Here is a 23,987-nt window from a genome sequence, read left to right as displayed (position 1 = left end):
AGACAACAATTATTGGAAGATAAACGTCTAAATGACAAATTACAATAGTTGTTCTGCTTCTGTTTTTGGAGTTTTTAAGGATGACGTCTTCTGTACAGTTGAAAGACACACCCAATTTAAATACCGCACCGATACAACCACAAAAAATGATCATTCACATTGTGGGTGCCGTGGCGATTGCCCATTTGCTCAACGACTTGATTCAAGCTGTTTTACCTGCAATCTATCCAATGCTCAAGGCCAATTTTGCCCTGAGTTTTGCACAAGTTGGGCTGATTTCGTTTGTTTATCAAATTACGGGTTCGTTGCTGCAACCTTGGGTTGGACTGTACACCGATAAACATCCTAAACCCTACTTACTCCCGATCGGGGCTGGCGTGACCTTAAGTGGTGTATTATTGTTGGCATTTTCACCGAATTTTATGGTGTTACTACTTGCTGCTGCATTGATTGGCGTGGGCTCTGCAACTTTTCATCCTGAAGCATCGCGTGTGGCTCGTCTTGCATCGGGTGGCCGATTTGGTACAGCACAATCGACTTTTCAGGTGGGCGGAAATTCAGGAACGGCAATCGGGCCAGTTTTGGCAGCTTTAATTATTGTGCCTTTTGGTCAGCATGCACTGGCATGGTTAGTGGCTTTAAGTATTTTGTCGATTTGTATTTTATCTCGGGTGAGCCGCTGGTCTATCGAGCATGCCAAATCTAAAGTGGCGACCAAAACCAATAGCACTCTTCACAAATTACATGGGCGTCAGCTTTTTATGGCGATTGGTACGGTGTGCATACTGATGTTTGCCAAGTTTACGTATATTGCCAGTATTAGTAATTATTTTACTTTTTATCTTATTCATAAATTTCAAATCAGTTTACCAACTGCGCAGCTCCATTTGTTTGCTTTTCTGGCTGCTGTAGCAGTGGGAACTTTCGCCGGCGGACCGATTGGAGACAAAATTGGCCGTAATGCTGTCATTTGGGTGTCTTTTGTGGGGATGGCACCTTTTGCATTGATCATGCCTTATGCCGATTTATTTTGGACTACTGTACTTTCAATTCTTGCAGGGCTCATACTCTCATCTGCTTTTGCCGCCATGGTGGTCTATGCACAAGAGGCAGTTCCGGGGCGTGTGGGCATGATTTCAGGTTTAATGTTTGGTTTGATGTTTGGTGTGAGCGGAATTGCAGCCGCAGGGCTAGGATATTTAGCCGATATAAACGGGATTGAATGGGTATTTAAACTGTGCTCATTTATGCCGCTATTGGGGCTAGCAGCATTTTTCTTGCCTAAAACCAGATAAGACTTGATTCGCTGAGCACCCTTTATTGTTTTGAACAATAAAGGGTGCCACGATAAAAGCTTAATTTTGCACACCAAATTTAAAGACGGTTTTGCTTTGAAAGCTTTGATGCGGATCTAGACGCGTCGAAGGAAAATGTGCTTGATTCGGACTATCCGGATAATGCTGTGTTTCGAGTGCAACAGCATCTCCTTGTCGGTACAGGACGCCGTTCGCGCCTGCAATTTGACCTAGCAAGTGATTGGCAGTGTACATCTGAATACTGGGTTCGGTCGTTAGAATTTCTAAAGTCCGTTTAGATTGAGGGTCGAAGACAAATGCTGCACGTTGTAACTTATCTTGACCTGAATTGATGATCCATGTTTGATCATAGCCATAACCAAACGCCAATTGCTGGTTATTTTGTCGAATATCTTTCACAATGGCTTTGGGTTGTCTGAAATCGAAAGGAGTGCCTGCTACACTTTTAATCTCGCCAGTGGGTAAAGAGTTTTTGTCGGTTTGCAAAATGCGATCAGCATTGAGTTGTACGATATGATTCATCACACCATAAGGGCTATTTTGCGCGCCCGACAGATTAAAATAACTGTGATTGGTTAAGTTAATCACAGTCGGTTTATCTGTTTTCGCTTTATATTCAATTGTAAAGGCGTTGTCATCCGACAAACTATAAATAACTTCTACATCAAGTTTCCCCGGAAATCCCTGATCTCCATCTGGACTGGTCAGTTTTAACGAAGCTTTGACTTCTTTGCCTTTAGAAATAAGCGGTTGCACCTGCCATACGCGTTTATCGTAGCCCAAGCCTGCACTATGTAGAGTATTGGAACCATTATTCTTTTCTAAATGATACGTTTTGCCGTCTAAGGTAAACGAACCATGCCCAATACGGTTGGCATAACGTCCAATTAACGAACCAAAGTGAATGCCTTGTTCAGTATCAACCACTTCATAACCATGTAAGTTATCAAACCCTAATACAATATTGTCTTTTTTGCCTTGAGCATCGGGTGTCATGATGTGAGTAATGACGCCACCAAAGCTGATAAACGATACCGATGTACCTCGATCATTCTGCATGGTATATAATTGGACAGCTTGTCCATCTTTTGTCGTACCATAGGGCTGCTGTGTTAATGTGGCTGCAAAGGTCGTTGAAGCAAACAACAGACTGAACAGATTCAAATAAGCTAATTTTTTTAAAATCACTCGATGTTCCTCTTTTAGATATATTTTTTAAATCAATTTTAGGTGTCAATAATAGCCACGGGTTTTGTAAGATATTCTTATTGGATCAATCCTGTATCAATATAAAAACTGATCAACATATGTTGAAACGCGATTCTAGCATTCCAATTATTTGTGATTTCCTATTCTTTTGTCATGAATGTAATGATAACTCCCATCTTTGCCGAATTTTTGAATAAATAATTGATAATGGTTATTGTTAATTTTTGTATTATTAATATAATCGGTTCTTATTTCAAGGAAGAATCCTCTTGTTTAAAGTCAGTTTTCAGTATCTTTGTCTCCTATCTGTCGGCATGTATAGTTATACCCATGCTCAAGATCAAATTAATCAATTGCCTGTCATTATGTTGCAGTCACAAAGTGATCAAGCACATGCATATCATGTAAAAACATCTGATTCTGCAACTCGAACCGATACTCCACTCAAGGATACACCTCAGTCGGTCAGTGTCATTAGTGCTGCTATATTAAAAGATTTGGCGCCATCACGACTCACAGAGGCGCTTGATGTGGTCGGCGTAGGGCGTGGCAATAATTTTGGAGGACAAGGACTGACCACCTACACCGTACGCGGTTTTACCAGTGGTGAATATTTTCGTAATGGTTTTCCAATTAATCGCGGCTATCCAAACGCGCCTAACCCATATAACGTAGAGCGAATTGATGTGCTCAGAGGTCCTGCATCCAGTTTGTATGGACGAACTGACCCCGGGGGAACATTTAATATAACGAGTAAAACACCTAATACAGAATACACAACAATTCTAGGTGCGGGTTTAGACAGTGAAGGTTTGTATCAGGCTACACTTGATACGACTGGCGCAATGAATACAGATAAGACGCTGACCTATCGTTTAAATATTGCAGGTGAAAACGGTGAGACGTATCGTGATCATGTAAAATCCAAGCGTTTTAGTATTGCACCAGTACTTCAGTGGACACCATCTGACTATACCAAGCTCACATTTGAAGCCGACATATTACGTAATCGTCATCCGCTAGATCGTGGCTTTACCCGATATCCAAATCAGCAAACCACGTATTTTGATTCCAAAGAATATTGGTGGGAATCTGGCAAGCAACGTAATTTACTTTACAACAATAATGATATGTTACAACTCAGACTGGAGCATCAACTCAATGATGACTGGACGCTAAATGTAGGCGGACAATATCTAAATGGTGAGTTATATGGCTATGCGGTTGAAGCCAGCGGGCTCAAAGCAAATACCAATGGTCAGGTGATCAAGCGTAACTATAACTGGAGAAGATTAGACTGGATTGATAAAAATATTCAGGCAAATGTGCAAGGAAAATTTAATTTATTTAACATGCAGCATACGCTGGTCACTGGCGTTGAGGCTGAACAGTACGATTATAAATCTTATATCATTCGTTCATCGGGCAATAATTTTGATCTTGATATTACAAATCCAATTTATGGCGCATCGTTGCCTGCTTTAGACAGCCCAGCACTTGATGATCGCGAGAAATTACGTAGCCTTGCCTATTTTGCACAAGATCAGATTGATTTGAATGACAGACTCAAAACATTGATTGGTATGAGATATGAGCACTATCAGCATGAATATACAAATCATTTAAATCAAAGCCAGTGGTCCAAAGATTTTAATGCACTGGTACCACGTATCGGATTGGTATATTCATTGACAGATCAATGGAATGTATATGGCAATATCAGTCAGTCATTCAAACCGAATACTGGTTCAGACCGTTTCGGACAAGGTTTTGATCCAGAGAAAGGTATGTCTTATGAAATTGGTTCGAAGTTACAATTATTAGATGATCGTTTGGCATTCGATAGTGCTATTTTCTTTGTTAAAAAGAAAAATGTACTGACACCAGATCCAGTGAATATCAATAAATCAGTGGCAGCGGGCGAGGTACAAAGTCAAGGTTTTGAGCTCAATCTGAGTGGTCATATCACACCACAATGGAAAGCGATTGCCAATTATACTTATTCAGATACTGAAGTGGTGAAAGACAATATTTTATTGAAAGGAACGCGTCTGGCGAATATTCCTAAGAATACGCTGAATCTATTGACTGTTTACGACTTTGATTCAGGCATCTTGAATGGTTTAGGGCTTGGAATTAATCAACGCTATATTTCAGATCGTAAAGGTCAGACATCGAACACAACTTATAATATGAAAGCATATGCTGTGACAGATTTAATCGCTTACTACAACGTATCAAAAGCACTGCGTTTAAATGCTAGCGTGAAAAATATTTTCGATAAAAAATATGATGATAGTGCCTTTAATGCTTATGTATATCCAGGCCAAACACGTTTGTTGCAGGTCGGATTAAATTATCAGTTTTAACTCAATCCCGCATTTATCATCAGGCGCAGCATTCAGGCTGCGCTTTTTTTTAATCCATGTAGAGCAATCAGTATATCTGCGAAGAACGCTCGTGCTTGATTGTCGCGCTGATTCAAGTTTGAGGTATAATAGAGGATTGAGTAACGCTATGGGCATAATTTATGAAATCTGAAGTTTATCAGGGCAAAATCAAGCAATACGACGCCACCAAAGGCTATGGTTTTATTGGCGGCCTAGAGCAAGATGTCTTTTTTCATATTTCAGACTTTCCACTTGAAGACGGTGAGCCTAAGCGCAATGAACGTGTGAAATTTATGGTGGTTGAAAATAACGGTAAGTTTAAAGCGGTTAAAATTCAGCGTGTGGTCGATCAGTCTGCAAAAGCCAAAAAATCACGTGCAGTGGAAAATAACACGACGATTACGTCGGCTTTACTCTCAAATTTTAAAAATAAATGATTTAAAAAAAATCCCTCGTTGAAGAGGGATTTTTTACTTTAGTTAATCGAATCATCTAGATTTGGTGCTAACCAACGTTTCGCTTCATCCAGTGTCCAGTCTTTACGTTTGGCGTAGTCTTCAAGCTGATCCTGAGAAATCTTACCGACATTAAAGTATTCAGATTGCGGCAAGCTATAATAAAAGCCGCTGACACTTGAAGGTGGCCACATGGCAAAACTGCTGGTCAGATAGGTTCCAATCTTATCTGTTGAACCTAACCAGTCAAACAACACTGCTTTTTCCGAATGCTCTGGGCACGCAGGGTAACCGGGTGCAGGTCGAATTCCGACATACTTTTCCTTAATTAAGGCATCGTTGTCGAGATTTTCATCTGGCTGATAGCCCCAATATTCTTTACGAATCCGTTCGTGCAAATGTTCGGCAAAGGCTTCGGCAAAACGATCTCCCAAGGACTGAACCAGAATTGCAGAATAGTCATCTCCTTTGGCTTTATATTCATTTGCGAGTTCTTCTGCACCAAAAATCGAGACGGTAAATCCACCTAGGTAATCGGTATGTTGCTCGGCTGGGCTAATAAAATCTGCAAGTGACAAGTTTGGTTTACCTGTCACTTTATCGGACTGCTGACGCAAATGCTCAAAGCGATGTGTGGCGTTACCTTGCATATCGTAAACAGAAACCGTGTCATCTCCCGTTCGTTTGGCAGGGTATAACGCAAATACAGCTCGGGCATCAAAGCGCTTATTTTCAATAATATCTTCAAGCATCGCCTGAGCTTGATTATATAAATCAGTCGCGGCTTCTCCCACCACATCATCGGTTAGAATTTTTGGAAATTTTCCGGTCAAGCTCCACGAGATAAAAAACGGAGTCCAATCGAAATATGGCACCAGTTTTTCAAGCGGATACTGGGTAATGACCTTTTCGCCAAGCAGATTTGGTTTAGGTGGTACGTAGGCATTCCAGTCAATGTTAAAGCCATTTTTTACTGCTTCTAAATAGCTAAGCTTGGCGGCTTTTGGCTGCTTGTTGGCGAGACGCTCACGAATTTTGGCGTATTCGGCACGTTGTTCTTCAATAAATGCACCGCGCATTTCTTTGGAAAGCAGGGTGGTGGCGACACCCACAGCACGTGAGGCATCTGCGACATAAATCACGGCGTCATTTTGATACTGTGGTTCAATTTTGACTGCGGTATGCGCTTTTGAAGTGGTTGCTCCACCAATGAGAAGGGGAATGCTAAAGCCTTTACGCTGCATTTCTTTGGCTACAAACACCATCTCATCTAGGCTCGGCGTAATCAGTCCAGACAGGCCAATAATGTCACACTTTTCATCGATCGCAGTTTGCAAAATTTTCTCGGCGGGCACCATCACGCCCAAATCGACAATATCGTAACCATTACACCCCAACACCACGCCCACAATATTCTTGCCAATATCATGAACATCACCTTTTACCGTGGCCATGAGTACTTTGCCTTTGGTTTGTCCCTCTGCTTTTTCCGCTTCGATGTACGGATTCAGCCATGCCACCGCCTGCTTCATTACACGGGCCGATTTAACCACCTGCGGCAAAAACATTTTTCCAGAACCAAACAGATCACCCACCACGTTCATACCATCCATCAGCGGGCCTTCAATGACATCCAGCGGGCGTTTAGACTTCAGGCGTGCTTCTTCGGTATCTTGATCAATAAAGGTAGTAATGCCTTTGACCAAGGCATATTCCAGACGTTTTTCGACCGGTTGATTTCGCCATTCCAAATTTTCGGCTTCTTTGACCTTACCGCCTTGGCTGCGAAATTTCTCAGCCACTTCAAGCAATTTTTCGGTAGCATTTTGGCCTGATTCACCTTGGTTTTGATTCAGGATTACATCTTCAACAGCGTCTTTTAATTCTTTTGGAATGTCGTCATAAATGGCCATTTGGCCCGCATTGACAATCCCCATGGTCATGCCTTGCTTGATGGCATGATATAAAAATACTGAATGAATGGCTTCACGGACGGGTTCATTGCCACGAAAAGAGAAGGAGACGTTAGATACGCCGCCAGAAATCATGGCATGAGGTAAATTCTGTTTGATCCAGCCAGTTGCTTCAATAAAGTCAACCGCATAATTATTGTGTTCTTCAATACCGGTTGCGACCGCAAACACGTTTGGATCAAAAATGATATCTTCAGCTGGATAGCCGACTTCATTCACCAAAATATCATAGGAGCGTTTACAGATTTCGCGCTTACGTTCAGCGGTATCGGCCTGACCGACTTCGTCAAACGCCATCACAATGACAGCCGCGCCATATTGACGGCACAGACGCGCTTTTTCTACAAACTCATCATAGCCTTCTTTAAGCGAAATGGAGTTGACGACAGGCTTACCCTGAACACATTTTAAGCCCGCTTCAATAATTTCCCACTTCGATGAGTCAATCATGATGGGCACACGAGAGATTTCAGGCTCAGAGGCCACTAGATTCAAAAAATGCACCATGGCATTTTGAGAGTCGAGCATGCCTTCGTCCATATTGATGTCGATGATTTGAGCGCCTGCTTCAACTTGTTGCTGTGCAACTTCCAATGCCTCGGCAAATTGTTCTTCACGGATTAAACGCAAAAACTTTTTCGAACCCGTGACATTGGTACGTTCACCGACATTCACAAACAATGAATCGTCATAGATATTAAATGGCTCTAAACCACTTAAACGACAAGCAGGAACTGTTTTAGGCACTGAACGTGGCTGAATATCTTTTACAGCGTTGTAGATTGCACGGATGTGATCTGGCGTTGTACCACAGCAACCACCGGTAATATTAATCAAACCGCTTTCGGCAAACTCTTTTAAGAAAGCCGCTGTTTGTTCTGGCGTTTCATCGTATTCACCAAATGCATTCGGCAATCCGGCATTTGGGTGCGCTGAAACAAAAGTATCGGCGACATCGGAAATGGTTTTAACATGCGGACGCATGGCATCTGCACCGAGTGCACAGTTAAAGCCAATCGAAAGTAAATCGCCGTGGCGTACAGAGTTCCAAAATGCCTCAGCCGTCTGACCAGTGAGAGTACGGCCTGATGCATCGGTAATGGTGCCTGAGATCATGAGGGGCAGTTCACGACCGATCTGCTTAAAGACTTCCTTAACCGCAAAAATTGCCGCTTTACAGTTTAAGGTATCGAAAACGGTCTCGATAAGAATGATATCCGAGCCACCTTCAATCAAGGCATGTGTGGCTTCAATATAGTTGTTTTTAAGTTCATCGAAGGTGACGTTACGAAATGCAGGATTATTGACATCGGGAGAAATGGAACAGGTACGTGATGTCGGGCCCAATACCCCTGCAACAAAGCGCGGTTTATCTGGGGTACTGTATTTCTCACACGCGGCTTTTGCCAAACGTGCTGCTTCGCGGTTAATCTCGGGAACCAATTCTTCCATATGGTAATCCGACATCGACACGCGAGTACCATTAAAGCTATTGGTTTCGATAATATCGGCACCCGCTTCAAGATACGCTTCATGAATACCTTGTATAATTTGAGGCTGGGTTAACACCAGCAGATCGTTATTGCCCTTGAGGTCATGTGCCCAGTCTGCAAAACGCTCACCACGATAATCTGCTTCTTCAAGCTTATGGCGTTGAATCATGGTACCCATCGCACCATCAATAATGAGAATGCGCTTGGCAAGCAGCTCTTTGAGGGTGGCTAGCGTCGACATGGAGAACCCCTAACGATTTAAAAATGCGCATTATTGTAACAGAAGCCATGGTATTTGATGTCATTTTCATCAAGAACTGATGCGATCAAAAAATGCGATGAGTCATTTTTTACTTTAAGCGCTGAAAATTTCATCAAAGTGAAATAATTAACTTTCAAAATGCTTAAACAGGCAGCAGCTTAGCGCTTCATTTAAGTTAAGTGTCATTTTTTTCGGCAATTATGACAAATTAAATTATAAGCCTGTCATAAACTTATTAAAACTATTAAGTTTTTGAAATATAAAAATATAATTTTATTTTGCGTTAAAAAAATAGCGCAATTTAGGCGAAAAATGAAGTTAATTGAGCAAAAATTGACTTCATTAGGGCGTCGTTTGTCATATAATTGTCATAATTTAATTTAAGAATAAGGGGATTTTATTGATCCCCTTGAACCGTCTGCATGAATTCAAATCTTCCCCCTGTTTCGGATTCAAAGCCTGTGGAACCTTCACATGCGAAATCGACGAATGTACACGTACCGACACCGAAGTTCTTTATGCCGGTGTTTCTTACGGTCATCGTTGCGACTCTGATTTATATTGGATTTCAGGTCAATGCTGATTTAGCGCATGTTCCACCTTTAAATTTGTATTCTATTATTCTCCTTTCAACGGCATTGTTTATTGCCTTGGGATTTGAATTTGTAAATGGTTTCCATGACACAGCCAATGCTGTGGCGACGGTCATTTACACCAACGCCTTACCTGCACCTGTTGCAGTGATGTGGGCGGGCTTTTGTAACTTTCTCGGCGTGATGGTGGCCAGCGGTGCAGTTGCCTACGGTATTATTGCGTTACTTCCTGTTGAACTGATTATGAATGTCAGCAGTGGTGCCGGATTTGCCATGGTGTTCGCGCTCCTAATCGCAGCGATTATCTGGAACTTAGGCACATGGTTTTTGGGTATCCCAGCATCAAGTTCGCATACCTTGATTGGTTCGATTTTAGGTGTGGGCATCATGAACCACATTTTAAATGCATCGACGGGTACCAGCGGTATCGATATGGATCAGGTGATCAAGGTCGGTAAAGCGTTACTCTTTTCTCCTTTAATCGGTTTTGCATTTGCTGCGATCTTATTTTTGCTGGTGAAAAAGGTATTCCGCCGTCAGCTTGAATTGTTCCAGCCACCAGAAGGCAACAAGCCACCACCACCATTGATTCGTGCAATTTTGATCTTTACCTGTACAGGTGTAAGTTTTGCACACGGATCAAACGATGGTCAGAAAGGTATGGGCTTGATTATGCTGATCCTGATTGGCTTGGTTCCTTTGGCGTATTCGCTCAATAAAAACTTAGATGCACAGTATCTTAAATCGTTTGAGCAACTTTCAGGTGAAACGGCAATTGTCTTGCATGCCAACCAAAATGAAATGCAAGATGAAAAGGCGCGTGTTGTACTAACCAAGTTTATCCAGACCAAAGAGCAAACCCCTGAAGTTTTACCGGCATTGGCCAGCATTACAGATCACTTGGGTGAGCGCGTAGGACAGTATGGCGACTTAAAAGATATTCCAGAGCAGGCAGTCAGCGAAATTCGTAATGATATGTACTTGAGCACCACAACGTTTAAACGTTTGGAAAAAGCTGAAGCACTTCCTGCAATGACCCCTCAGCAACAAGATACCTTAAAAGAATATCGTAGCAACCTTGATGGCTTTTTACAGTATATTCCTAACTGGGTGAAGGTTGCGGTTGCCTTGGCACTTGGCTTGGGCACGATGGTAGGCTGGAAGCGTATTGTGGTGACTGTGGGTGAGCGTATTGGTAAAAACCACATGACCTATGGTCAAGGCATGTCTGCTGAACTCGTTGCCATGAGCACCATTGCAGCAGCAGATGGTCTAGGTATGCCAGTTTCGACCACACACGTCTTGAACAGTGCAGTTGCAGGGACCATGGTGGCGAACAAATCTGGTTTGAACTTTGCAACAGTAAAAACCATTATTTCGGCATGGATCTTTACCTTGCCAGCAACAATCTGTTTATCCGGTGGTTTATACTGGGTGTTCTTACAGTTTGTTGGTTAAACTGCTATTCTAAAAAAGGTCACATGGGTGGCCTTTTTTTATGTCGCAATATTTCTATTTTTCGCTCAAACACGTATAAGTTTAAAGCAGATAATCAATAAGCTTTACAGGGTTTTGCCGTCATGATGTCATCTCTTGCATCTGCGTTACAACATGATCAGTTAATCAATGCATTAAAACACTATCAAGAAATCTTTTGGTATCCACCTGAAACTAAGGATTGTGAGCACGGTCTAAATGGGGTTGGTCTTCGCCGTGCCGATATTGAAGATACCGAACAGCGTCTAACACGCTTCGCACCTTATCTGGCTAAGGTGTTTACTGAGCTCGAAGCTTCACATGGGCGGATTGAATCTGAGATGGTGTCTATCCCTAACATGCAAAAACATGCCTGTGCTACGCTCAATTTACCTACCACAGGGCAATGGTGGTTAAAAAAAGACAGTCACTTACCCATTTCAGGTTCGATTAAAGCACGAGGTGGGATATATGAGGTATTGGCACATGCTGAAAAGTTAGCGCTTGAGGCAGGATTACTTCAGCCAGATGATGACTATACAATCTTAGATTCAGCACCTTTTCGTCAATTTTTTGCGCAGCATCAAATTGCTGTAGGATCTACAGGAAATTTAGGTTTATCGATAGGCATCATGAGTGCCAAACTTGGCTTTCGTGTGAGCGTACATATGTCAGCCGATGCTCGGCAGTGGAAAAAAGACAAATTACGTTCGCTGGGTGTCAATGTGGTGGAATATGCCAGTGACTACGGCGTGGCGGTCGAACAAGGCCGAAAAGCCGCCGAAAACGATCCTTTATGTTTTTTTATAGATGATGAAAATTCGAAAACCCTGTTTCTGGGCTACGCTGTTGCAGGCTTGCGTTTAAAACAGCAACTCAACGATCATCAAATCAAGGTAGATGCGGCGCATCCATTATTTGTTTATTTGCCTTGCGGCGTAGGCGGTGGCCCAGGAGGCGTCAGTTTTGGTTTAAAGCATGCTTTTGGTGAGCATGTGCATTGTATTTTTGCAGAACCGACGCATTCTCCGTGTATGCTCTTGGGTGTTTATACCGGATTACATGACCAGATTTCAGTACAAGATATTGGCCTAGATAATCATACTGCGGCAGATGGACTGGCGGTAGGGCGCGCCTCTGGCTTTGTCGGTCGCGCCATGCAAGATCTGATCGATGCCTATGTGACGGTCTCGGATGCACAATTATTTCAGTTTATTCAACTGCTCAATCAAACTGAGAATATTCAGCTTGAGCCTTCAGCGATAGCAGGCTTACTCGGAATTGGGCATGTACTGCAAAATCAGGATTATCAGCGAGTACAACAGTTAAGTGACTCGCAGTTGAAAAATGCCACGCATCTCATTTGGGCCACTGGTGGTGGCATGGTCCCTCCCGATGAAATGGCCAAGTACCTGAGTATGCATAGCTAAGAAAAAGCCTGTCAGTTTGACAGGCTTTTTCTTATTTTTTGAGCCAGTGCAGAGGCAGTTTATCCGAGGCAAAGCCATAAAGCGCCGCAAAAGGTAGCGCAGTACGTGCCAGATATGCAACACGCCACAAACCCCCATGATTAGCGCCTTCCATCATCAGCTCAAGTGGATGATCAATGGAAGTGTGCGGATTCGCTGCACATTCATCATTGCGTAAATCGTGTACCCAAAGCGCAGCCATAATGGCATTGGTGGTTTCAGGTGCAAAGGCTTCAACATCAAACAATGAAGCACCATTAAACGCAGCTTTGAGGATTGGATTTTTGGTGACAGAGTGTGTGGTGGTTGAGGGTGCAATATTGATGCTCACGCGTTGACCATTTTGGTGAGCCAAAATAGCACGCCACTGTTGAATACGTTTTGCCAGCGCATAATTTGGGCCTTGCTCGAGCACTAGACAGTCTGCCACACCATAGTGTTTATCATTATCTGAGCGAATCAGTGCTTGTTCACTGGATTGAAAAAAGTGTTTCAAGGTCAGCGTCTTAATACCTGCCGTCAAGACTTTTTGTAAGTTTGAGCGTTGCTCTGCTTTTTGATGTGCTGCTTCGACCACTTCTTTAGGAACAGCATAGATGTCGGTTGGCGTACACATAAACATAAGTGAGCTATCTGGTTTGTGTTCACTCACTAGGCTCATGATCGTGTCCATGGCCATAGACACCCGCACATGTTTTTCGCCGTCTAGATAGGCAATCGCAGCCAAATCGAGTGAAGATTTAAATTGATTTAACCACGTGACCACTTCGGGTAACTGGGTAAGTAGATTTGCGCCAAGTTTATGTTTTAAATCAGCAGAGGATACGCCAGCATCCAGATTTTCTACACAAGGTGCTATCAGCTTGGCATTGCCTTTACGCACGGTATTCAGAATTTTTTCCCATACTTTTGGATTGGGCAGATCGACGGCCACGATATTGGCTCGCCATTTTGATAACCAAGTGAGCGGGCCCGCTTCTGAGGCTGCGCCAAACAGCACCATGGTACGGTCAGATAAATCAAACCATTCAGGGTGACTGCTGGCCAGTCTTAACGCTTTTGCATGGCTTGGTTCAATAATGCCGCGCGTTTCCCAGTCTTGAATCTGAGTAAGTAAAGCTTGTCCCGTCAGCTTTTTACCGCCATAAGGCACGTACCATTCAGGATCATCCTGACTTTCACCTTTGATGGTCACGCTATGAAGTGGAGACACGTTTGCCACATTCATGACATCTTTGAGCAGGTATTTAATGCCATCGCGGTAAAATACAAAGCTGTGGTGCGCTTTGTGTAAACCTTGCTGGGCAATGGTCACGCTCTGATGTCGGGTACGAATGCCATGCTCGACCAACGCTCGAAAATACACCGGATACTGCTTGCGCCATTGTTTTTCGTTGAGCGCCTGCTGAGAGAGCTTGTTATCGACAATCGATAATGCTTCTGAAATGATCGCTTTGCCTGTATGAGATGTACTCGGCTTTTGCGTGGTTTCGAGCAGGGGAAATTGTAATCCGTCTAATGAATTGGACATGCAGAAAGTCTCACGATGTATTTTTAATCAATAGCATTTTGCCATTATCTACCGTATATACCTGCAAAGAGTGGCAATAACTACCAAATTTGAAATGAATCGTTAAATTTAATTTTGATCATGTGAAGTCAGTTGGACTTTATGCGTGCTTTGTAAAACGCTTGGCTTTATTACGTTATCGCCTCATAGTGAGGCGATAATGCGTTAAACCCATTCATCAGTACATTGCGTTTAAAAAGGCAGTTGGGTGAGTTTGTTTAAAAAGTGCTGAATCAGGCGTGGTTCTAATATAATCGTCATGACCACACCATAGGCTGCTCCCCAAAGGTGTGCACTGTGATTGATGTTGGTATTGCCACGTTTGCCAGACCAAATGCTATATGCGACATACAATATGGCAAAGATAATCGCTGGAACCGGGATGAAAAAAACAAAAATCAGTTTCCACGGTTCAAACAAAATATAGGCAAACAATACCGCTGAGACAGCCCCTGATGCACCTAAACTGGCCCAATGCGTATCGTTTTTATGTTTGAGATAGCTGGGCAAAATAGCAATAATTAATCCGCCCAAATAAAACAACACAAAGCCTAAATCAAAGAAATACTGTCTATAGAAGCTTTCGATAATGCTGCCAAAAAAGAACAGCGTAATCATATTAAAAAGCAAATGCGTGCCATCGGCATGCACAAAACCATGGGTGATGAAACGATCAATCTGACCGCGTTGCATAGCGGGTGGCCAAAAAATCAGACGATTCATGACATTTTGGTTAGAAAAAGCCAACAGTGAAACGATCACGGTAATAATGATCAGGGTAATCGTATGATTAAACGGTAAATGCAGCATAAGATGAGAAAAAAGTTTTATTTGATGTCCATCATGCCATTTTTTGAGCATGAATAAATACCAAAAGTAAAACAAATCCGACAAATTTGGTTGATTTTTTTTAAATCCCCCGCATCTTCAGTTAATATAAGCACTTCAGCTTGAGGATGATTGATATGTCGACTGAGAACACCAACACTGCCGTTGCAGATGAAATTCCAAATCTTTTAATTACACCGACTGCACAAGAGTATTTAAAGGATTTATTGGAAAAGCAAAACACTCCGGGTATTGGCGTTCGTATCTTTGTTGAAAACCCGGGTACGCCACGTGCAGAATGCTGTATGGCCTATAGTGCACCGGATGAAGTGGTTGCCACCGATTACAAACAAGAATATCCAGATTTTCCAGCATATGTAGACGGACCATCTATTCCGTACCTGCTTGATGCTGTGATTGATTACAACAAAGATCGTTTTGGTGGCCAGTTAACATTCCGTGCGCCAAATTCTAAAGTGCCACGTGTTGGACCAGATGCATCGATTGAAGAACGTATTACCTATGTACTCCAGTCTGAGATCAATCCGGGCTTAGCAGGTCATGGTGGTAACTGTGCACTCGTCGAAGTACAAGACGATGCAGAGCACGGCTTAACAGCTGTACTTAAATTTGGTGGTGGCTGCCAAGGTTGTTCTGCAATTGATGTAACTTTGAAACAAGGTGTCGAGACGACTTTACGCCAGCATATTCCTGAGCTTCAGCGCGTTGTGGATCAAACCGACCACACCCAAGCAGAAGGCGCTTACTTCAAATAACTTTTGATAAATTCGCTGTAATGAAAACCCCTGAGTTTCGGCTCAGGGGTTTTTTAGTTTTTAATATTGATAATTATTATCAATATTGTTTGTAATTTGATTTCTTTTTGCTAGAATTGTCACGCAATTTAAGCTTGATTTAATATTTGTAACAAAGGGGATGTCAATGTGTAAGCCGTTATTTCGTACAGTTTTATCCGCAGCCATACTCAGTAGTATGTTCTCAGTGGCTTATGCAAAAGATACGCAGCAAGATGATCAATCTAACCCAGATGCAACCAAACTTGAGAAAATCGTTTTAACGGCAGAAGAGCAGATCAAGCAATCATTGGGTGTGTCTGTGATTACCGCAGACGATTTGGAACGTATGCCGGTGGTCAATGATGTATCTGAATATATTCGTAAAATGCCCGGGGTAAACCTGACTGGAAATAGTTCAACGGGTCAGCGTGGCAATAACCGTCAGATCGATATTCGGGGAATGGGGCCTGAAAATACCTTGATATTAATTGATGGTAAACCAGTCACTTCACGTAATTCAGTGCGTTATGGATGGCGTGGCGAGCGCGATACACGCGGTGATTCAAACTGGGTACCTGCCGATGCAATCGAATCGATTGAAGTAATTCGAGGGCCAGCCGCAGCACGCTATGGCAATGGCGCAATGGGAGGCGTGGTCAATATTAAAACCAAAAAAATTACGAATGAAACGCATGGTTCTGTCGAACTGTTCAGCAATCAGCCTGAAAACAGTAAAGAAGGTGCAACCAATCGTGTGAGTGTTAATTTAAGCGGTCCGATTATCCAAGATGTGCTGTCTTATCGTATTTATGGGAACTTCAATAAAACGGATAATGATGCAGCGGATATTAATCCACTTACCCCAAGTGGTACGCGAGCTGCTGGTCGTGAAGGGGTAGAAAATAAAGATCTGAGCGCTCGATTTGCATGGCAGGCAACCGATCGTCAAACGCTGTTATTTGATTTGGCTTCGAGTCGTCAGGGCAATTTATTTGCTGGTGATTCACAAAATAGTAATGTGGATCCGATCGCAAATGAAATTCTCTCGCAACTGATTGGTAAAGAAACCAATACCATGTGGAAAGACAGCTATGCCATGACCCATGAAGGCAAGTGGGACTGGGGCGATAGCCGTATTATTGCGCAGTTTGATCGAACCAAAAATAAGCGCTTTGTGGAAGGGACTGCGGGTGCATCAGAGGGTCGAATCAACAGTTTGGATAATCGTACCACGTCGACATTAGATACACTGCGCTTAAATGGTGAGGTGAATATTCCACTCGACTTCTATGTGCCTCAAAATTTAACTGTGGGTACAGAATGGGTTGAAGATCGATTTAAAGACCCAGGAAATACTACACAAGGAACGGGATCTTATGCGAATTCATTGACTACTGGCGATCGCAGTAAAATGAATTCACGTATTGCATCGGCATATGTAGAAGATAACCTTAAAATGACCGACAGTACCGACTTTGTTTTGGGCTTGCGCTTTGATGATCACAATAAATCTGGCTCAAACTGGAGCCCAAGCTTAAATATCACACAGCGTTTAGGCGATTACTTCACGCTCAAAGGCGGTATTGCCCGTGCCTATAAAGCACCAAACTTGTATCAAAATGCAGAAGGTTATTTGCTTGCAACTAAGGGGAATGGTTGTCCGATTGGGCTAACGCAATGTGTCCTTCAAGGTAATGACGATTTAAAACCTGAAACATCCGTCAATAAAGAGATTGGCATTCAATTCCAAAAAGATAATGTCAATGCCAGCTTGGCTTGGTTCCGTAACGACTATAAAGATAAAATTTCTTCAGGAACCGAAGTGTCACAGCAGGTTGTCATTGGAGCTACCACGTACAATGTTTTGCAGTGGACCAATATTCCTAAAGCATTGGTTCAAGGGCTTGAAGGCAGTGTGACGCTAGATTGGGGAGATATCAGCTGGACCAATAATTTTACCTACATGATGGATTCGGTGAACAAAGAAACTGGCAATCCGCTGTCGGTGATTCCAAATTACACCATCAACTCGATTTTTAATTATAAGATCACCGATAAAGCCGATGTTAACTTTGTCTATACGCAATATGGTCGTCAGAAACCCCGTCAATATGTCGAAACCAATATTGATAATACAGCTGGTTTAGTGACCGAAAGTATCAAAAGTTATGGCATCGCCGGAATTAACATGGGCTATAAATTTACTGATCAGTTCAGTGGTCGTGTGGGGATCAGTAATGTATTTGACGAAGAAAAACTTCGCGATCTTTCAGTGAGTCAAAGTTATAACGAGCCAGGACGAGCGTACTACGCCAGCTTGAAATATCAATTTTAATAAAAAAAGCCGCATTAGCGGCTTTTTTTTATAGCTTTAACAGTTGTTGTGTTTCAGCTGCGTAATAAAACTTTTCTAAGTAATGTCGTGCTCGTGTCGCCAAGTATTGTGTTTCGAGCATTTGACTCAAAATAGGTTTTAAGAGCGCACTTAACTCATGTTCAATCAGCGGTTCATGGATGTTCAGATCTTGAAGCAATTGATCAAAGGTACGTTCCTGATTACGTGCATACCACGCGTAAATACCATCATGCACTTGCTGTTTTAAGTAATCGGTCTGCCGAAGATGTTGCCAGATTTCATGCCCCATCGACACGGTATTGGGTAAATCTTCAACTTCAATATAGTGGCGTAAAACACTCAGCGGTTGGAGTTTGATTTTGTGCCATAAATTGGCCTGAAAATGATAGAGCTTATCATCGCTAAAATGCTGATTGAGCACACTTTCACTGAGCTGGCTCAGCTTGGAAATATTCTTGTGCAAGTAATTTGAGACAGTTGCATCTAGGTTTGAATCGGTGACCGATTCAAGTACCGATTTGCCCATTTTCATGAACCGTCCTACACCCGGCACTTTTTTGGCCATGAGTGAATTGTCCATGTAATCTTGTATCGCATGTTGAATCAACTGGCTCACCATAGCCGAAAACGCGGGATTGTTGGTGACCCGTTTGATTAATGCTTTGCGGTGGTCACTTTTACTGGCGATGTATTGTGCGATACGATCGATGGTGAGCACTGGAATCACATCTTGAATCAGCGTTTGATCATTGAGCGGGTGAATCAGAGCAAAACGAATATGCTCTGCAATTTGATCAATCAAAAACGCCGTTGCAGGGGTATTTAAAATTTGTTTTTCAATCAACTGCTGAATCTGTTCAAATGACCAGATGTGCTGAAGCTGCTGTTGTTTGAACCAATGATAGAAGCTTGAAAACTCTGCTTGAATGGTCTCGGGTGCAGAAAACTCGTGTTGTAAAAATGCCAGATGTGCGTCGATCAATTGTTCAATCACTGGGTGTTTTTGCATGTTCAGCTTAATTTGAAAAGAATGCCTTCATACTAAAAGATATCCGCACAATTTGAAATGACCCTTTTTATGGAATATGGCAAATGATTTATCTATTTCAAATACACAAATTAAAATATCAACCATATAAAAAGTAATTTAAATTCATTTGTTTAGAACTATATTGATTGCAAAATAGCAATATATAAATTTGTTGTAAGAGTTGAGATTTTGTCAGTGACTTTCTATAAGGAGCTGATTAAACTTATCTAAATTTTTAGTTGGATGGTAGAACAAAATGTTAACCGCACAAGAAGCATTGGATCGTCTAAAAGCTGGAAATCAGAGATTTATGAAAGGTGAAACCACCAATCATACTCTCGTGAGCCATCAAGAGCGTGCAGAAATGGCAGAAGGTCAAAACCCTTTTGCGATTATTTTAGGCTGTTCAGATTCACGTGTACCGGCTGAAATGGTTTTCGACCAAGGCTTAGGTGATTTGTTCGTGATTCGTGTGGCAGGTAACGTTGTTGCACCATCGCAAGTAGGTAGTGTTGAATTTGCTGCTGAACGATATGATTGTGCAGTGGTTGTGGTACTGGGTCATAGTCATTGCGGTGCGATACAAGCTACTGTAGATACTTTGCTCAATCCAGAAAATCCACCTTCTGACAACTTGATGTCTATTGTGAATCGTGTACGCCCATCAGTTGAAATTTTGCTGCAAACTGATTTAAAACACGATCACAATAAACTTTGTATGCATGCCATTCGTTCAAATGTATTTGCATCGGTCAATCAATTAAGACACGGTTCTGCTGTACTTGAAAGCTTGATTGCCAAAGGCAAAATGATTGTCGTGGGTGCAGAATACTCACTTGAGACAGGTGAAGTTAATTTTTTTGATTTCTAAGTCCTGATACGTCGGCAGACGGTTGGGCAAAAGGCGTCTTATAAGGCGCCTTTTACGTATGGATATGCCGTTTTGAGTAAAATAGACTGCGCTTTGGCATTTGGATGAATCTGATCTTTTTGCATTAACGTTTTATTGCCCGCAACCCCTTCAAGAAAAAATGGCAAAAGTTTGACCTTATACTTTTGACTGACCACTTTATAATTATTTTCAAATGCCTGACTGTATGCAGTGCCGTAATTCGGTGGAATTTTCATTCCAAATAAAACAACTTTGGCTTGAGCAGCTTGACCTTGCTGAACCAGTTTTTCAAGATTCGCACGAATCAACTGAGGGGGTTGGCCGCGAAGTGCATCGTTGCCACCAAGCTCAACAATCATAACTTGCGGTTTGTAGGTTTGCAGCAATTTGGGTAGTCGTGCGAGTGCGCCGCTGGTGGTTTCTCCACTCACACTGGCGTTAATGACTTTATGCTGTTTAGGATCGTCCTGATCGAGACGCTTTTGTAAAAGTGCAACCCAGCCCTGTTCAGGATTGATGCCATAACCTGCACTCAAACTATCACCGACCACTAAAATCGTTTTAGCTGAAACCGCAAATGGCATGATGCTAAATGAACCAATAATTAACCATTTTGTCCATTTTCCGTTTAAAAACATGTTATACAGTTGCATAGTAAGTCGTCGATGCTTTCACCAGAGGGGATACTGACCATCATGCCACAACCAATAATTTCTGCCCATCACCTGACACAATCTGTGCAATTTAATAACAATCAGTTAACGATTTTAGATCAGATCAATTTGGAAGTTTTTGCTGGGGAACAGGTAGCAATTACAGGTCGTTCTGGCTCTGGAAAATCTACTTTATTGGGAGTGCTGGCAACCCTAGATAGACCTTCTTCGGGTGAGCTATGGGTGTGTGGTGAGGCAGTACATGGGATGTCGGAAGAGCAGCGTGCGACTTTAAGATTAGAGCATATTGGCTTTGTTTTTCAGTCTTTTCAGCTTCTGCCTCATTTGAGCGCACTTGAAAATGTGATGCTACCGCTACGCTTACAAACATCATTTCACTTTAAAGATGCCGAGATGAAAGCACGAGAATGGCTTGCACGCGTGGGGCTTGAGCGTCAAGTTGAGCAAACACCTAAAGTTCTTTCTGGCGGGGAACAGCAGCGCGTTGCCATTGCACGTGCACTCATCGCCGAGCCAAAACTGGTATTTGCCGATGAACCTACAGGCAATCTAGATGGCCAAACCGCAAAAGAGATTGAACGTTTATTGTTTAAACTGAATCAGGAGCTCGGGACTACATTGGTGTTGGTGACGCACGATCAAAAACTGGCCAGTCAATGTCAGCGGCATTTTAATCTGGTCGATGGACGTATCAATGAAGAACTGGCAAAGGTGGAGCATGTATGAGTTCACTTTTAAAACCGTTATTGTTGCAAAGTTTACGAACGGGCGGGCTTTATTTATTGATCATTGCCTTATCGTTGGCGATCAGCGCAACCACTGCTTTAAAATTTAGTAACAATCAGGTCAAACAAGCCGTCAATCTACAAGCTGCGCAAATGCTGGCGGCCGATCTGGTGCTTTCCGATCAAGACCCTTTATCAAACCAGTGGTCACAGCGTGCGACACAAGATGGACTCAAACAATCGCGTGTCACGCTGTTTAGTTCAATGGCACGCACCGAGCAAAACTTTGTGATGGTCAATGTAAAAGCAATTGATTCGGCCTTTCCATTACGAGGTGAACTGCGTATTCAGCCGGCACAAAAAACGCCAGCAATAGGGGAGATCTGGCTGAGCACACGGGCTATGGAATTGCTGAAAGTGAAGCTGAACGACACGGTTTATATTGCCGATGGTCAATTCCGTGTGGCAGGCGTCATTGCGCATGATTCCAATCAGGAGCTGGGTTTTTCCGGTTTTTCTCCGACGGTGATCATCAATCAGAATGATGTCGCGAAAACCAATGCCATTCAGGTGGGTAGTCGGATCGAATACCGGTTGCTCCTTGCAGGCCGCCCACATCAGACCAAACGCTTTGCAGATGAATTTAAGCATCTGCAACAAACGGACAGCAGCAGTGCACAGCAAGCAGATTCTGAAAGTGCAACCACCTTGCGCCTACGTGATGCCACGCAAGGTAATACTCGTTTGGTCAAACCGATTGAAAATCTAGACACCTTTTTGCAACTGGCAAATATTTTAACCATTTTACTCTGCGGGATTGCCATTGCCCTGACCAGTCAGCGCTATGTACAGCAAAACCAAGACCACATCGCGTTGATTCGATGCTTGGGTGCCAGCAAGGCACAGGTTTTATGGGCTTATATAGGGCTGCTCGCGATTGTAAGCTTCATTTCAATTGTACTGGGCAGTGCAATAGGTGTCGGTTTGGGCTTTGGACTACTGCAACTCATGCTCCAGTTAATGCCGCAGTTACAACTGAATTTTTCAGTCTGGGATATCTGGATTGGCCCACTACCAACGGCCATCTTTACCAGCGTGGTGGTTTTGTTCGGATTTATCTTACCGAGTGTGTGGGAGCTGTTAAATACGCCGCCAATTCGGGTGATTCGTCAGGAAGTTCGGTCTAAACGCTCACTGGCGCTAATGTTTCTTGCCGGTATCATTAGTCTAATTGTGTTCAGTCTGGTTTTGAGTGATAACCTTCAACTGAGCGCACTTATGCTCGCTGCGATTTTACTCTTAAGTTTGTTGCTGTATGGGGTGGTCTGGAGTGTACTTAAGTTCATCAAAGGCCTTAAAAATGGACTTTCAGCCTATGTGCGCTTACCGCATCAGAGTGCGATCCAAATTACGGCTTTGGCGTTAGGAATCAGTCTGATTACGGTGCTGAGTGTCTTACGGGTCGATTTGCTTGAGCGCTGGCAAGAACAATTGCCTGAAGGGACGCCTAATCAATTTGTCTATGGTTTACCGCCATTCGACATGCCGCAGCTACAACAGCAATTAACCCAAAACGGTTGGAAAAGCACGCCGCTATACCCGAATATCCGTGGTCGACTGGTGGCTAAAAACGATCGCGCCTTTACGCCCGAACAAGTCAAACAAAACAATGCACTGCGCCGTGAACTGAATTTAACTCAATCACGCACATTCCCAGACGATAATAAAATTGTTTCAGGGGTAACGCGCTTTAATCAAGTCAATCAAGTGTCGGTAGAGGCTAAACTGGCCGAAGAGTTGGGGATTAAAATTGGCGATAAACTGACTTTTCAATTGCCTGAAGGTCCGTTGTCTGCCCGAGTGATTAACTTAAGAACCGTGGAGTGGGAAAGTTTCAGTCCGAATTTCTTCTTTATTTTCTCACCATCGACCATCGATGAGAATTCAGGCAGTTATTTAGGGAGTTTTTATGTTCCCCCGCAAGACAAAGCCAAACTGGTGGGGCTTATTCAGCAATTTAGCAATACCGTCTTTATCGATGTCAGCTTGATCTTGGAAGAAGTAAAACGACTGGTCGGTGTTTTGGTGCAAATTATTACTGTACTTGCCGTATTGGTCGGTATTTCGGGCTTATTGGTGTTAATTGCGTGTTTGAATCTTTTAATGGATGAGCGGCGTCAGGAAGTGGCTGTGTTACGTTCGTTTGGTATTGCCAAAACCAAACTCAAACAATTGCTGATGCTTGAAGTCGGATTAATGGGTTTGTTGTCTGGGATTGTGGCATGTTTATTTGCAGAAGTGATTAGTGCGGTTGCCAGTTACAAGATGAACATTGCAGTTCAGTGGCATCCTGAAATCTGGTTGATTTTACCACTCACAATGATGGTGGTCTGTGCCCTGATTGGGCGTTATCGCCTCAGTTATTTATGTGACATTCCGCCATTACAAAGTCTAAGAGAGCTGAATCAATCTTGATTCA

At 42.8% G+C, this 23,987-nt stretch carries 16 protein-coding genes; 10 read left to right on the top strand and 6 right to left on the bottom strand.

Annotation, left to right across the window (positions count from 1 at the left end):
• The first annotated feature begins 80 nt into the window (after positions 1–80).
• The gene (locus L2096_RS12410) at positions 81–1,295 is read left to right on the top strand and encodes an MFS transporter (protein ID WP_151965331.1); all 1,215 of its coding nucleotides are present in this window, start codon (positions 81–83) and stop codon (positions 1,293–1,295) included.
• Between the two features lie 60 nt (positions 1,296–1,355).
• On the opposite strand, the gene L2096_RS12405 is transcribed toward L2096_RS12410, so the two are convergent.
• Entirely contained in the window at positions 1,356–2,504 is a 1,149-nt protein-coding gene (locus tag L2096_RS12405; protein WP_502801297.1) for an aldose epimerase family protein, read from the bottom strand.
• Between the two features lie 335 nt (positions 2,505–2,839).
• Here L2096_RS12405 and L2096_RS12400 point away from each other — a divergent pair, with 335 nt between their 5' ends.
• Both L2096_RS12400 and L2096_RS12395 read left to right on the top strand, forming a co-directional pair.
• Positions 2,840–4,894, top strand: a complete 2,055-nt coding sequence (locus L2096_RS12400; protein ID WP_250365537.1) for a TonB-dependent siderophore receptor — start codon at positions 2,840–2,842, stop codon at positions 4,892–4,894.
• 161 nt (positions 4,895–5,055) lie between these two features.
• On the top strand, positions 5,056–5,352 hold the full coding sequence (locus tag L2096_RS12395) for a cold shock domain-containing protein (protein ID WP_004936009.1): 297 nt from the start codon (positions 5,056–5,058) through the stop codon (positions 5,350–5,352).
• Between the two features lie 38 nt (positions 5,353–5,390).
• Here L2096_RS12395 and metH read toward each other — a convergent pair whose 3' ends face one another.
• Positions 5,391–9,077 carry a methionine synthase gene (gene metH / locus L2096_RS12390; RefSeq protein WP_250365536.1) on the bottom strand — a complete coding sequence of 1,229 codons (3,687 nt, stop codon included), beginning with the start codon at positions 9,075–9,077 and terminating at the stop codon, positions 5,391–5,393.
• A 443-nt stretch (positions 9,078–9,520) separates the two neighbouring features.
• Between metH and L2096_RS12385 the strand changes: the two genes are divergently transcribed.
• Together L2096_RS12385 and dsdA are read left to right on the top strand one after the other, a co-directional pair.
• Positions 9,521–11,149, top strand: a complete 1,629-nt coding sequence (locus tag L2096_RS12385; protein WP_004936016.1) for an inorganic phosphate transporter — start codon at positions 9,521–9,523, stop codon at positions 11,147–11,149.
• Positions 11,150–11,271: 122 nt separating this feature from the next.
• Positions 11,272–12,597 carry a D-serine ammonia-lyase gene (gene dsdA / locus L2096_RS12380; RefSeq protein ID WP_250365535.1) on the top strand — a complete coding sequence of 442 codons (1,326 nt, stop codon included), beginning with the start codon at positions 11,272–11,274 and terminating at the stop codon, positions 12,595–12,597.
• Between the two features lie 31 nt (positions 12,598–12,628).
• Here dsdA and L2096_RS12375 read toward each other — a convergent pair whose 3' ends face one another.
• Both L2096_RS12375 and L2096_RS12370 read right to left on the bottom strand, forming a co-directional pair.
• Positions 12,629–14,167, bottom strand: coding sequence for a hypothetical protein (locus L2096_RS12375; protein ID WP_104124435.1), 1,539 nt, complete (start codon positions 14,165–14,167; stop codon positions 12,629–12,631).
• A 231-nt stretch (positions 14,168–14,398) separates the two neighbouring features.
• Positions 14,399–15,016 (bottom strand): rhomboid family intramembrane serine protease, encoded by a 618-nt coding sequence (locus L2096_RS12370; protein ID WP_039910033.1) that lies wholly within the window; start codon positions 15,014–15,016, stop codon positions 14,399–14,401.
• Between the two features lie 155 nt (positions 15,017–15,171).
• Here L2096_RS12370 and nfuA point away from each other — a divergent pair, with 155 nt between their 5' ends.
• Together nfuA and L2096_RS12360 are read left to right on the top strand one after the other, a co-directional pair.
• On the top strand, positions 15,172–15,810 hold the full coding sequence (nfuA, locus tag L2096_RS12365) for a Fe-S biogenesis protein NfuA (protein ID WP_004936028.1): 639 nt from the start codon (positions 15,172–15,174) through the stop codon (positions 15,808–15,810).
• Positions 15,811–15,976: 166 nt separating this feature from the next.
• Positions 15,977–18,166, top strand: coding sequence for a TonB-dependent siderophore receptor (locus tag L2096_RS12360; protein WP_250365534.1), 2,190 nt, complete (start codon positions 15,977–15,979; stop codon positions 18,164–18,166).
• A gap of 28 nt (positions 18,167–18,194) precedes the next feature.
• Here L2096_RS12360 and L2096_RS12355 read toward each other — a convergent pair whose 3' ends face one another.
• A complete protein-coding gene (locus L2096_RS12355) occupies positions 18,195–19,196 on the bottom strand; it encodes a hypothetical protein (protein WP_004936031.1) in 1,002 nt (333 codons plus the stop codon).
• A gap of 277 nt (positions 19,197–19,473) precedes the next feature.
• Here L2096_RS12355 and L2096_RS12350 point away from each other — a divergent pair, with 277 nt between their 5' ends.
• Positions 19,474–20,088: a carbonic anhydrase gene (locus L2096_RS12350; RefSeq protein ID WP_004946131.1), complete on the top strand. Its 615-nt coding sequence runs from the start codon at positions 19,474–19,476 to the stop codon at positions 20,086–20,088.
• A gap of 38 nt (positions 20,089–20,126) precedes the next feature.
• On the opposite strand, the gene L2096_RS12345 is transcribed toward L2096_RS12350, so the two are convergent.
• Entirely contained in the window at positions 20,127–20,756 is a 630-nt protein-coding gene (locus L2096_RS12345; protein WP_228146732.1) for an arylesterase, read from the bottom strand.
• A 48-nt stretch (positions 20,757–20,804) separates the two neighbouring features.
• On the opposite strand from L2096_RS12345, the gene L2096_RS12340 reads away from it, so the two are divergent.
• Together L2096_RS12340 and L2096_RS12335 are read left to right on the top strand one after the other, a co-directional pair.
• Positions 20,805–21,509: an ABC transporter ATP-binding protein gene (locus tag L2096_RS12340; RefSeq protein ID WP_250365533.1), complete on the top strand. Its 705-nt coding sequence runs from the start codon at positions 20,805–20,807 to the stop codon at positions 21,507–21,509.
• Positions 21,506–23,983, top strand: coding sequence for an ABC transporter permease (locus L2096_RS12335; RefSeq protein WP_119690306.1), 2,478 nt, complete (start codon positions 21,506–21,508; stop codon positions 23,981–23,983). The genes L2096_RS12340 and L2096_RS12335 overlap by 4 nt, the downstream gene beginning before the upstream one ends.
• The last annotated feature ends 4 nt before the right edge of the window (positions 23,984–23,987 follow it).

It is taken from the genome of Acinetobacter sp. ACZLY 512 (genome assembly GCF_023614015.1).
Classification (GTDB): Bacteria; Pseudomonadota; Gammaproteobacteria; order Pseudomonadales; family Moraxellaceae; genus Acinetobacter; species Acinetobacter soli.
The sequence above is the reverse complement of the archived record's forward strand: the minus strand, read 5'-3'. Positions and strand labels throughout refer to the sequence as shown.